9 protein-coding genes are annotated in these 12,978 nt (G+C 48.5%); all 9 read left to right on the top strand.

Translation table 11 applies throughout. The features are described 5' to 3' along the window. The first annotated feature begins 327 nt into the window (after positions 1-327). The 9 genes from HMPREF3027_RS03635 (at position 328) to HMPREF3027_RS03600 (ending at position 12,474) form a co-directional block, all read left to right on the top strand. Positions 328-627 carry a DUF4248 domain-containing protein gene (locus HMPREF3027_RS03635; RefSeq protein WP_244400759.1) on the top strand — a complete coding sequence of 100 codons (300 nt, stop codon included), beginning with the start codon at positions 328-330 and terminating at the stop codon, positions 625-627. 480 nt (positions 628-1,107) lie between these two features. Beyond that, on the top strand, positions 1,108-2,235 hold the full coding sequence (locus tag HMPREF3027_RS03630) for a glycosyltransferase (protein WP_070707134.1): 1,128 nt from the start codon (positions 1,108-1,110) through the stop codon (positions 2,233-2,235). A 191-nt stretch (positions 2,236-2,426) separates the two neighbouring features. Beyond that, positions 2,427-3,020, top strand: a complete 594-nt coding sequence (locus tag HMPREF3027_RS03625) for a sugar transferase (protein ID WP_070707133.1) — start codon at positions 2,427-2,429, stop codon at positions 3,018-3,020. 51 nt (positions 3,021-3,071) lie between these two features. Next, positions 3,072-3,896 carry a polysaccharide biosynthesis/export family protein gene (locus tag HMPREF3027_RS03620; protein ID WP_070707132.1) on the top strand — a complete coding sequence of 275 codons (825 nt, stop codon included), beginning with the start codon at positions 3,072-3,074 and terminating at the stop codon, positions 3,894-3,896. 15 nt (positions 3,897-3,911) lie between these two features. Then, a complete protein-coding gene (locus tag HMPREF3027_RS03615; RefSeq protein ID WP_070707131.1) occupies positions 3,912-6,263 on the top strand; it encodes a GumC family protein in 2,352 nt (783 codons plus the stop codon). Between the two features lie 26 nt (positions 6,264-6,289). Beyond that, positions 6,290-6,454 carry a hypothetical protein gene (locus tag HMPREF3027_RS09595; RefSeq protein ID WP_168165866.1) on the top strand — a complete coding sequence of 55 codons (165 nt, stop codon included), beginning with the start codon at positions 6,290-6,292 and terminating at the stop codon, positions 6,452-6,454. A gap of 83 nt (positions 6,455-6,537) precedes the next feature. Then, positions 6,538-7,659, top strand: a complete 1,122-nt coding sequence (locus HMPREF3027_RS03610) for a hypothetical protein (protein WP_070707130.1) — start codon at positions 6,538-6,540, stop codon at positions 7,657-7,659. 38 nt (positions 7,660-7,697) lie between these two features. Next, entirely contained in the window at positions 7,698-11,150 is a 3,453-nt protein-coding gene (locus HMPREF3027_RS03605; RefSeq protein ID WP_070707129.1) for an Lcl C-terminal domain-containing protein, read from the top strand. A 19-nt stretch (positions 11,151-11,169) separates the two neighbouring features. Then, complete coding sequence (locus HMPREF3027_RS03600; RefSeq protein WP_083317490.1) at positions 11,170-12,474, top strand: OmpA family protein; 1,305 nt, start codon at positions 11,170-11,172, stop codon at positions 12,472-12,474. The last annotated feature ends 504 nt before the right edge of the window (positions 12,475-12,978 follow it).

The raw sequence follows: 12,978 nt of genomic DNA, 5'->3' as shown, positions 1-12,978 counted from the left end.
GTCCGATCTGTCTGACCTGTCCGACTTGTCCGATAAGGTACCGCCCACTGTCCGATTAGGTACCTGCCCACTGTCCGATAAGGTGCCTCCCCGATAAGCCCCCGCTTCTTCACAAAAGTGGAGATGCAACTAAGCGATCGGCGAGTTGCAACTCGTCATTTGCTTAGTTGCAACAAAGCAAATGCTTAGTTGCAACTCAGTTAAAGACCACTACGGAGCAGATAATAATTTTATATGCGAATGATATTTGCATAGTATGTTATTTGTTGCTATCTTTGCGGAGTGAGTGATCAACAGATTTTTCATAAACATCTCTATATCAATGCTATGAACGAATTACAGTTTTTCAAAATGACCTCTCCAAAGGGGGTAAGTGACACCGAATTAATCCCAACTAAGTTACCGCCTTTGCCTGAGGAGTTATCCCGAGCCCAGGGGGTGAAGTCCACCGCCTGCCTCTACTTCCCCGACATCACCCCCAAGAGTGCCAGTCGGGCGTTACGCCGAGAGATCGCCGGTTATCCCAAACTGCGTGCCGCCCTAGAAGCGGTCAATTGGAACCCCCGCAAGCGGAGCTTCACCACCCTTCAGCAACAGCTGATTGTCCACTATATGGGGCAACCATGAGGGTGGGGCGGGGGTGCCTTTGCGGGGGTGCCTTTGCGGGGGTGCCTTTGCGGGAGTGCCTTTGCGGGAGTGCCTTTATCGGACAGGTCGGACAAGTCGGACGAGTCGGACGAGTCGGACGCCGCACTAGCTGTGTTCTCTGAGGCTGGGGCCGTCCGACTTGTCCGATCTGTCTGACCTGTCCGACTTGTCCGATTAGGCACCCGCCCCTGTCCGAGATAGGCACCCCCGAGATAGGCACCCAGCCCGTGATTTTGCTTGACGATTGTGCGGTCTGCACCGTTGTTGCAATACATTTGTAAGGTGCTGCAGAAAGATGCCCCCTTAAAATAGTGTGGTGTTTATTTGGCTGGTATTACATATTTTTCTACCTTTGTGTCGTGAATATGTGAATGAAATGTAACCAGATACCACTATTGACGGCTCATAGAGCGGAATATTGCTAGGTTGAGGTAACAAATTAAGCGGATAAAGCGGTTCATGAAAGTTCTACAGTTTGGAAAATTTTACCCAGTCAGAGGCGGGGTAGAAAAGGTGATGGAGCTCCTTCGGGATACTCTACCCACTCGTGGAATCGATTGCGACCTACTTTGCAGCAGTTATGATGCGGGTCCTTCCAAAGAGGTGGCGCATATTGATGGGGGTACCACCTTCATCAGCAAAACCCTCTTCAGGAAGTTTGGCACCACCTTCTCACCCCAGTTGCTCAGCAAGCTACGTGAGATCCAAGGGCATTACGATTTGATTCACATTCACCACCCCGATCCTATGGCTGGCTGGGTGCTCAAGCACTCCGGTTACCAAGGAAAAGTGGTATTGCACTGGCATAGCGATGTCTTGGTGCGTCCATGGTTGTACAAAATGTACCAGCCGATAGAGGATTGGCTCCTTCAGCGGGCAGATAAAGTGGTCGGCACCACTCCTATCTATGTAGCTGAGAGCCCACAGGTGGCGAGAGGCCTTCGCGACCGCTCCAAGCTCACCTACCTACCGATTGGGATTCCCGATAAGCATCCCAATGCAGAATTGGTGCAAAAGATACAAGCCAAGTACCAAGGAAAGCGACTCCTCCTCACCATCGGTCGACTTGTTCCCTACAAAGGGATAGAGTACCTGATTGATATGGCGTCGCACCTGAGCGATGATTATGTGGTGCTCATCGCAGGGCGAGGACCCCTCGAACAGAAGCTACAGCAGCAGATCGAGGCAGAGGGGCTGACCAATAAAGTGAAGCTTCTCGGCTTCATCACCGACGAAGAAAAGGTGGCCTACCTAGAGGCGTGCCACCTCTTTGTCCTCAGTTCCATCACCAAAAACGAAGCGTTTGCCATTGTACAAGTAGAGGCGATGAGCCACCGTAAGCCTGTGGTCAGCACCCAGATTCCCGAGAGTGGGGTAGCATGGGTCAATAAAGACCACGACTCCGGTCGTACGGTACCGGTGAGGGATGGTCGGGCATTGGCACAAGCAGTAGAGGAGATCTGCTCCAGCGAACCGGGCTACCAAGCCTATGCCGATCAAGCAAGAGCAAGGTTCGAATCACTCTTCACCATCGATGCCATGACCGACCGCTGCGTAGAGATTTATCAAGAAGTATTGAAACAATAATATAATAGACTACTTATCCAGCTATCTGTGATAGCAACGTAAGTTAGAACACTATGAAAATGATTACTTGGACCAGTCTCTAAAACGAGAGAGAAGAAGAAGAACGAATCAAGGGAGATAGAGCCGTAAGTCTCACCTGCCCTGCACGGGAGGCAGAGGTAGAAGAGACCGTCGCTAGCTCTAACTCATCATTGGCCTATAGAGCGATCAAGCGGTTTTCCGACATCGTGATTGCCCTCGGCGGGCTACTTGTCTTTGGACTTCCTATTTTGGTGATTGCCTTCCTCGTATGGCGTGAAGACAAGCACTCCCCTATCTTTAAGCAAGAGCGTATTGGCAAAGGGGGCAAGCCCTTCACCCTTTATAAGTTTAGGAGCATGCGGATCGATGCCGAAAAAGGTGGTCGCCCACAGCTTTGTGCTACTGAGGGGCAGGATCCACGCCTCACCAAGGTAGGCGCCTTTATCCGCAACCACCACCTCGATGAATTTCCACAGCTATGGAATATCCTACGTGGCGATATGAGCTTTGTAGGGTATCGCCCCGAGCGAAAGTTTTTTATCGATCAGATTATGGAGGCCGACCCCCGCTACGAAGAGCTCTATGAGATGCGTCCCGGCGTCTTCAGCGAAGCCACCCTCTACAATGGCTATACCGATACCCTCGCCAAGATGCTCCACCGCCTCGAGATGGACCTTGATTATATCAAGTCCCCTGGCCTGATGAGGGATCTCTCCATTATCTGGAAGACCAGTCTCTCGATCCTTAGCTTTAAGAAGTTTTAATTTCGTCACCATTCACTCACTTCATTAATTAATTTTTCCTACCTTTGTAGCATGAAAAATATTGTCAATAATTTATCCCTTTGGGGGATGCTGATGGTGCTTCTCCTGGTAAGTTCGTGCAAATCGGTCAAAGATATCACCTACTTGCAGGATATGGAGTATCTACGTGAGTACAAAGCACGCTACGACTCCAAGTCTGCCATTAAGCCCGAGGACAACATCCGTATTGTAGTGAGTAGTTCGCGACTAGAGTTGGCCGCGCCTTTCAATCAGTCAGCCACCTCTCAGGTGCAAGTCTCCAAGGATGGAACGGTAGGAAGCCAAGAGTATGGTGGCAGTGGTGTGGATCGCCAAAACGTATATCGCGTTAATCAAAAAGGGATGATCAATTTCCCTGTGTTGGGGATGATCCAAGCGGGTGGAATGACCATCGACGAGCTGCAAAACTCCATTACCAAAGCGATCATCAATGGCGGTTACCTCGCCGACCCTAAGGTCTATGCCGAGTATGCTGATTTTAGCTTTTACACCCTAGGGAGCCTCACTCAAGGCAAGCATACCGTGGAGTCGGGGAGCATCAACCTCCTCGAGGCGATTGCGATGTCGGGAGGCATTAATGACAAAGGTGATTTCGAGCAGGTGTTGGTACTCCGCAAGTCGGGTGATAGCTACATCATGATCCCCAATAACGTCAAGAGCACCGAGGTGATCAGTAGCCCTGCCTTTTACCTACAGCAAGGCGATATGATCTACGTGCCACCGAGATATGTGACCGACGAAAAGGAAGATACCTTCTGGCGTATCTTTAGTCGTGTGGCCAGTTTGATCACACTACCCGTCTCCGTGATGGTAGCAGTGATGCAGTTCAAGAGATAAGCATTAAGAGAATAGATGAGTAATAATCCTAACATACATCAGCAGGGAGCCACCAAAGTCAATGGGGCGACAGGCCTCAATGCGATCGACCTCTTCCGTTACCTCCTCTCCAAGTGGTACTGGTACGTGGCGGTGATCCTCTTCTTCGTCGCTGCATCGTGGTATTGGGTGGCAAGGCGACCACTGATCTACTCTAGCGGTGCACAGGTGATGATCAAGGACCCTCGTGCCGATATGAATGTCGATCTAGAGGTCGGTTCACGGAGGGGCAATAACACCCTCAATAACGAGGTCTATATCTTCCGCTCCAAGATGCTGATGGCTGAGGCGGTGAAGCGCGCAGGTGCCGATGTTAGTTACCAAGTCAAGCGCAACCTCCGCTACATAGAGCTATACAATAAGACCCCACTGCGTCTCGTGACGGTCGATAGTCTCTCCTCCCAGTCCTTTGTACTTGAAATGACCTATCTAGGGGATAATCAAGTAGAGATCGAAGGATTTCCTGAGCCAAAGAAGTGCCTCACCTTACCTCTAGGGAAAACAACGCCAACCCCTTATGGACCACTAACGGTACTTGCTACCGACACCTTTGAGGAGTCGAAAACCAAGGGAACCACCATCAAGGTGACCAAGTGGCCAGTGATGGCCGTTGCCTCTCGCTATGTAGGGGCTCTGACCACCGACCCACAGAAGATGACCCGTATCCTGGAACTCCAAATCAAAGATAACCACCCCTACCGTGCAGAGCAGGTGCTCAAGGCACTCGTAGAGGTCTATAATGAGGAGGCGATAGACGATAAAAATGAGAGCGCCCGCAAGACCGCTCAATTCATCGACGACCGTATCGTGGCGATGAGTGAGGAGCTAGGCAGTGTAGAGCAGAAGCTAGCCGAGGCACAGAGTGAGGCGATTGATGTCACCGCCCTCGAGGTGGGGAGCGTCAATGCGGTAGAGATCAGTCAGGTAGAGCGTGAGCTATCACTGCTCCGCTCGGTTCGTGCCGCCATCGCCAATCCGCAGAGCCAGCAGAGCCTCCTCCCAGGTGAGGATATTGTGGAGCCCACCATCGGTCGCCAGATCGCTCAGTACAATGAGATGAAGATCCGTCGCGACCAAATCGGACAAGAGGGCAGTAGCAATAACCCTGTGGTGAAGGAGCTCGACCAGACCTTGGGTCTCCTCAAGGGCAATATCACCACGGCGATTGACAACCTCATCAGCTCCAAGAACTTCTCGCTCCGGCAGATGAAGAATGCCAAAGGGGTAGCGATCAATAATATGAAGTCGCAGCCTTATCGTGACCTCGGTACCCTTGATATCGCACGTCAGCAATCGATCAAGGCCGACCTCTACGTATTCCTACTCAAGAAGCGTGAGGAGAACTCCCTCAACCAGGCAACGGCCGAGACCAATGCCAAGGTGATCGACTTCTATACCGGCTATCAACCCATTAGCCCCAATCGTACCAAGAGTATCGCCATCGCGATCTTGGCCGCTTTGGTGCTGACTACTTTTGTCTTCGTGATCCAATTGGTGAGCGATAATAAGGTTCGTAGCAAGAAGGAGCTAGAAGAGGCCCTCTCTATCCCACTGCTGGGTGTGACGCCAGCCGATCCACTACAGCAGAAGCACACCATACACGGCATTGCCGCTCAAGGCGATGATGCCAGCACAGAGGCGTTCCGCATCCTTCGTACCAGTCTCCTCTTCCGCCTACGTAATATACAAGGGGCTGAGGGTGGTCGTACAGTGATGCTCACCTCCCTCTTCGAAGGGGCAGGTAAGAGCTACGTCTCCTACAACCTCGCCCGCTCTCTCGCCTTCCTAGGCAAGCGGGTAGCATTGGTGGACCTCGACCTACGTAAGGCGAGCCTCTCCCGCCGTCTTCAGCTCACAGGGGCAGGGGTGAGTGACTATATCCTCGACCCCACTTCAGAGCTGTCACCCATGATGGTACAGCCCGATGCCGAGCTGCCCAATCTACAATTCCTCTCCACTGGTGGTGAGGTCTACAATCCTGTAGAGCTGCTGATGGATGAGCGGTTTGACCAACTGATCGCCACCCTACGTGCCGACTACGACTTTGTACTCTTCGACTCTGTGCCCTTCGTGGCAGTGGCCGATGCGGCGGTCGTATCAAGAGGTATGGATATGAGCCTCTTCGTGATCCGCTCGGGTGTGACCGATAGGCGGGTACTCCCCGATATCCAGCGCATCTATGATGAGTCGCTCCTCCCCAATATGCACCTGATCCTCAATGGCGCAGAGTTCCGCAAACGTGGCTACGGCTACGGTTATGGCTATGGTTACGGCTATGGCTATGGACAAGGCGCCAGAAAAGGTAAACTAAAGAAAAAAGGAAAATAACAATAAGAATTAAAATCAGAGAAATTATGAAACAAAACAAGAAGTACGAGGCGCCTACCCTCTCCGTAGAGGAGGTGCGGATCGAAAAGGCCTTCCTAGCCCAAGCCACCGCCAGTGGTAACGTGCAGGATGAGTCTGAGCCAGGTCTGAATCCAGGTGGTGATGGGGATATCAGTGATTTGTTTGGATGATCAATTCATTTCAACAGCTATTTCCTTATCATAAGAGAAAGACCTATTCAGTTAGTTTATGTATTTAAGTTAGAAAGAAAGGTATGACTAAAAAAGTTTTCTATACGCTTCTTGGTGTTGCTACGTTGCTGGTGAGTACTACTGCTTGCAACCGTTCGGTAGCCCCTGAGGAGCAAAAGTATGCTCACGTGACTGCTGCTTTTTCAGGTAACAGTGCAGGACCAAGAGCTCTATTTGTAGGTGGTGACGCCGAGGACTCTCCAAGTAAAATTATTTGGGGTAAAGCTACTGATGAACTTCAAATGCTTGTTTATCTGCAAGAAACGACTGAAACAGTGGCAAAGCAAACCACTCTAAAATTGACGAGCTCCAACAAAGGTGAACTCACTGTTCCCTATCAAGATACCAACGTAAAGGATAACAAGGTGAAGTATTTTGCCACCAGTGGTGCAAATACTAAGAATGCCACTAAGGGCGCCTTTATCACCAATGCTAGTTCTTCCCTACCTCTCTGTGCAGTGATCCGTACCGAAGTAGCAAATGAGGGTAAGGTAGATATGACCAATCCCGAAGTGGGATGGCCATTGATCTCCAGCTACAAGAAAGGTGAGCTTTCCCACCTTTGGAGTTATGTTGATGTGAACGGTGGTGGTACCATTGATTTTAGGCTTTTTGGAAATATGTTCCTTATTGAGTTCGACAATCTCCTTGGAGAGGAGGGCTATGATGCCAACTCAAAGGATCCAGATAAGAGCATACACCCTCAGCTAATCGTAGAATCCAATGGTATGGCTTTCGGAGGGTCACACTTTACCAATGATGTCTATGCAAATGACCCTAAACCATGGACCATTCAAGCAAATAATAGTGTGAATAAAGTAACCTATGTATTGAGTGATCTAGACTTCTCCGCTGGAGCTAAGCGTCAGGTAGTGCCCGTATGGTTCCGTCCAATGAAACCTACTGATAACAAGCCTTTTAATATCACCATTACTTGGAGAGTCTTCAATAAGAAAACAGGTCTTTGGGATGAAAGCGTTCAAAAACTGAAATCTAAAGCCAAGATACAGCCCAATGGCACTATCTTCCCTAAGAATGATGGTTGTCACTTCCGTACCAATGGTGGAGTAGCTCCTAAGATCGGTGTTGAGTTCGGATCTAACTCGTTCTTCACGGTGGATATTAATATTCCCCCATTCGACTAAATTGAACTATTTATATTACATAGATAAATAAGAATATAATGGTAACAAAATATTTGAAACTATTCGCTGCCACTGTGGTGGCACTCTTCGCCCTCGCTGCTTGTCAGAACGAGCGAACCATAGATCTCTATGGGGAGGAGGGTGGTCCTAACGCACTAGATGTCACCTTCACGATCAAGGACTACGATGAGGTGAATCTACGCTCACACCTACGCCCAGTTGATGAACATAGAATTGAGGACCTTGCAGTGTGGGTATTTGATACTCACGGTGATATCATTGGGGATGTGCTCATTAGCCACGATCCTAAGAAGGACTTTGGCTTCATCGCCCTAGATGGTCCTGCTACTGGTGATGGTGGATCTGTTGGTAAGGGCATACCATTTGGAGGTACTAAGACTAAAGGAGAACTTGGTAATAGACTCACATTTCAAGTGAAACAAACTGGCGGTGATGTGACTGTTGTGGCTCTTGCCAATTTCGTCTCAGATAATTTTGCCATTGAGGACGCTGATTCTGGTGAGGACTACACTGACGCTATGCTTAAGGCTATTAAGACACTAGACGAGCTGAAAGGATTACGTCTTAATACCAATAATAGCAATCATGAATTTGCCTCTACTGAGCGGTACGAATCTCCTCTAATGTATGCGGTACAACCTGTAACTCAAGATCAGATTAAAGCTGGTAAAGTGAGTATCCAGCTGGTGCCTTTTATCGCTAAGATTACTACATCCATAAAGGCGGGTGAGGGAGTGACCATTAATGCGGTTAGCTACCACTTTCAAAATATTCCTACTCGCACCGACATTTACAATGCGATAGTTAAGAATCAAGATGATATTAAAGAGTTATCTAGTCCGTCTGTTCAGATGTTAGTTGACGAGGAGACCAATTCGTTTCACGCAGAGGGCTACTTGATTCCTAACTATCCCGAATGTAAGAGAAAAATTACGGGAGATGATATCGCCACCTCACAGTTGCAAAAGAAGGATGCTAAGTCTGGTTTTACTGCCTTTGACCTACGCCAAAAGAGGGTAAAAAAAGATCTCGGTGATGGTACTGTAGAGAATGGTGCTTGGGAGTATGCTCCAGATGACGCAACTACTTTTGTGATGGAGGCTGATCTTACGATACGGAAAGATGGCAATGATCAGCAAGCTTACATTACCTATACGGTAGTCCTTGGCGATTTTAGTGGGGTTAGTGATTGGGTTAACCCTACTGTGGAGGATTTCAAAAAGATCAATAACTATTTCATTGAATCAGCAACCCACTATAATTATACCATCACTATCAACGGTGTGGATAATATTATAGTGGAGGCTAAATCAGCTGATAAACTTGATGAACCCAATTCCTCCGTTGAAGGTGGCACCGTAATTGGGAATAAGCCTGTTTATCAGCTTGATAGCCACTATGAACAGCGTACTATGTTGCTTTCTGCTGCAGATTTTGACGTCTTTAAGAGTGCGGGCAATAGGGAGCTGAAGGACGGTGCTAAGTTGCAGTTTATGGTTCAAACTCCTTTCCAGCCACTAAAGCTGGTTACATATACCATGAATGAAGCTGAAACAGCACGAAAGAGTGGTGTGCCCGAGAATAAACAAGTGGACAATGATTGGATTCGTATCTATGTCCATAAACCACCTGTGGGTGGCGGATTTGATGCTGATAATCTCCCAGAGGTACTTTATTCTGATACTGAAGAGTCAGGTAAAGGAGCATCTACAGCAACGTATTGGGGAAAGACTCTGACCGTAGAGCAATTTTTCGCTTGGCTATTAACCAATCCTAACCCTCTTTTTGATAGAAATAATGCGATTTGTATCACCCTCTTTGTGGATGAGTTTTATTACGATTGGGATCCAATTAAGTATCCGACCAAGGAGTCTAGAACAGCTGATAAAAAAGATCCTACTCTTTGGAAGACCTTTGCTAACGCTCCTGACCGTAAGTTCTTCCTCTTGGCTGGTAATATCCACACTTCAGCAGATCGTCAGAGTCATTTCACTGAGGGAACCTATGTATCCCTGAGCCAGCACTCTATCAAGACCTTCTTTACCGAAGCTCCTGAGGGTATCCGAGTTTGGGGTGTGGAGTCGATTGATGAGACACCTAATACTCGTTGGTATTTCAGGGCTCCTAGCTCAATAACGAGATACGGTAATAAGCATACTGCTAATGGCTGGATTAATACGGTTAATGTCCTAGGAACTTCTGACTATTATGTTGATAAGAAGTCAGGAATTGAAGGGTATGCTAATTGGCTTAAGGAGAAAGCTGATGCAACCACTGGCTTTGTCTTTGTGAATGATCAGAGAGGCTATGGAGGATACCCTAAGCAGGCAGAGAGAATTTGGCAACAGCGCACAAAAGGACTTGCTAATGGTGTCACATTTAATGACAGAAAGTATGCTAACTTGACACCCTACCTTCGTAATAGAGATGTTAATAGGGATGGTAAGTTCCAGACAAATGAGCTAAAGTGGTATATTCCATCACAGTTGGAGGCAGAGTTGCTCGTGTTACTAGAACAGTCATTGCCTAGTTATGCACGGTTAAAAGCCCCATTGGATGCGACATTTAAGAATCCTCTTCTCTTATACACATCCACATGGTTTGATGATTATACTTCCAATACGGTTTGTATATCAAAAGACATCGTTTCAGCAGCTCCATTGTGGCAATTTAGAAATGGGTACAAGTTTTCTCTTGATCAAACTAGAAGTACTGTACGCTTAATTAGAGACCTTGGTATTATTGAAAAGTCTAGTATTGAGGACCCTTCAGGACGTTCATACAACTTCGATGATAAATACTATGTGGGGAATGCAAATAAGTTTTTTAAATTTATCCCCAATGTGTCGGATACTCTTCAGTGGACAGCTAAGAGTAAGGATTTTGGAGGCGTATTCGTTGGATACGATCACGTTGGTGCTTCAGCTTCTCGATTTGCTTATGCTGACAAGGAGTTACCTAGACACAATGAAAAGGATGCTGCTATGCGACTTTATTATAAGGGCTTTAGACTCTCCAAGAATTATGTAGGAAGTTCTGATTATGATATTGATGCTAAACCATTTAGGTGGAAATTTGCAGATATTAGAGAGCAACTAAACTATGGTGTGAGCCCTTGTAGTAAGTACCATGAAGAGAGAGATTTCTCCGATCTGGGTAAGTGGAGACTGCCCAATATGACTGAATTGGCGATGATTGGTTTAGGTGTTCCTAATACTAACTATTTCAACCGGATAGCTAACAAGCGAAGTACAGATGCCGTTTTTATTACATGGAGTAGTACTATTTTATCAAAGGATGAGGATAATGTTGAATCGCAGTTTTTTATGCGAGTTGATAATGATTTAGCCTATCCTATGTCAAAAGATGCTCCGGGATATGGTAGTCAGAGTGATACTTGGAAGGGGTATGTGCGCTGTGTCCGTGACCTGAGCGATGCTGAGTGGAATAAGTATAAGAATATGAAATAATAGTAAATCAAGATAGTATATGAATATCAGACAATTCATTTCAGTCCTCGGACTCTCAGCAGTGGCCTTTATTGGGGCCGCTGCTCAGAGCGAGGTGGTGAGCGAGTTCGCCACCGACTCCACTAAGGTGGTGACTTACAATGATGATAAGTACAAGGTGGAGACCAATCACTTTGGCGATAACTGGTTCATCACCCTTCAGGGTGGTGCCCAGATGCTCTTTGGTGACCACAATAAGCAGATGGACTTTGTGGACCGCCTCACCCCTGCTGCTACAGTAGCATTCGGTAAGTGGTTTACCCCAACCATCGCTGTACGTGCCCGCTTTACTGGCTGGGAGCTGAAGGGCGTTTCGGGTCATACCGAGAATATCCCTGGCAACTACCAAGGCTTTATCGTGGATCCTATGATGAAGCAGGGTCATATCGCTGGTAAGGTGAATGAGGCAGCTACCAAGCGTGTCGGCTATGATATGTACGATACTAAGATGCAGTACCTCAATAGCTCTGTAGATGTGCTATTTGACGTGGTGAACCTCTTCGGTGGCTACAAGGAGAACCGTGTGTTCCACCTAATGCCTTACCTAGGTATCGGTTGGGGACACTCGTTCAACAACGCTGCGGTGATGGAGGATCACAAGATGGTCTATCGTGATAAGAGCAACGAGGCCACTATCAATGGTGGTCTGATCGCTGCCTGCCGTCTTTCTGATGCTCTTTGGCTACATCTCTCTGCCGATGCTTTCTATGCCAATGACCGCTTTGATGGTCAGATCGGTGGTCGCTGGGGCGAGGGTATCCTACAGGCACAGTTGGGTCTGACCTACAATATCCCTGGCCGTGGCTGGAACCGTAGCCACACCACTGTAGTGACCTACAATGAGGAGCTACTCAACACCCTTCGTAACCGTGTCAACGAGCTACAGCGTGCTAATCAGGCACTCCGTGATGAGCTAGCTAGTCAAGCTGTCGTAGAGGAGGCTAAGGAGACGATCATCGCTGGTCCACTACTCGTGACCTTCGTGATCGATAAGTGGGACCTCTCTAATAAGGATAAGGTGAACCTAGGCTACCTAGCTGAGGCAATGCGTCGTGAGCCAAATGCGAAGTTTGTGATCGCTGGTTATGCCGACCGTGGTACCGGTTCTTCAAAGCGCAACCAGTTCCTCAGCGAGCAGCGCTCTAAGGTGGTGATCGACTTCCTTGTTAACGAGCAAGGCATCGACCCAGACCGCCTGATCCGCGAGTCCAACGGTGGCGTAGAGAATATGTTCTACGACGACCCACGTTGCAGCCGTGCTGTGATCTCTCGTGTGGCTAAGTAACTAGCCCCCCCATATAAATAAGTGGCCCTCGGTACCGCATTCGCGGTGCCGAGGGCCACTGCTATGTGGCGGAGGTACCTCTATCGGACAAGGGCGGTACCTAATCGGACAAGTCGGACGAGTCGGACAGGTCGGACAAGTCGGACGCCGCACCCAATGGGTGCTCGCTGTGGTAGCTAGCTGATGTGGCTGGTGTGGTAGCTAGCTGCGGTGGCTCGCTGTGGTAGCTGGTGTGATAGCTAGCTGATGTGGCTGGTGTGGTAGCTGGCTGTGGTAGCTGGCTGTGGTGGCTGGCGGTGGTAGCTAGCTGTGGTAGCTAGCTGTGGTGGCTAGCTGTGGTAGCTAGCTGTGGTGGCTAGTGTGGTAGCTAGCTGCGGTGGCTAGCTGTGGTAGCTCGCTGTGGTGGCTCGCTGTGGTAGCTGGTGTGGTAGCTAGCTGGGGCCGTCCGACTCGTCCGACTTGTCTGATCTGTCCGACTTGTCCGATTAGGTACCGCCCTTGTCC

Source organism: Porphyromonas sp. HMSC077F02 (genome assembly GCF_001815465.1).
In the GTDB taxonomy this organism is placed as follows: Bacteria; Bacteroidota; Bacteroidia; order Bacteroidales; family Porphyromonadaceae; genus Porphyromonas_A; species Porphyromonas_A somerae.
The sequence above is the reverse complement of the archived record's forward strand: the minus strand, read 5'-3'. Positions and strand labels throughout refer to the sequence as shown.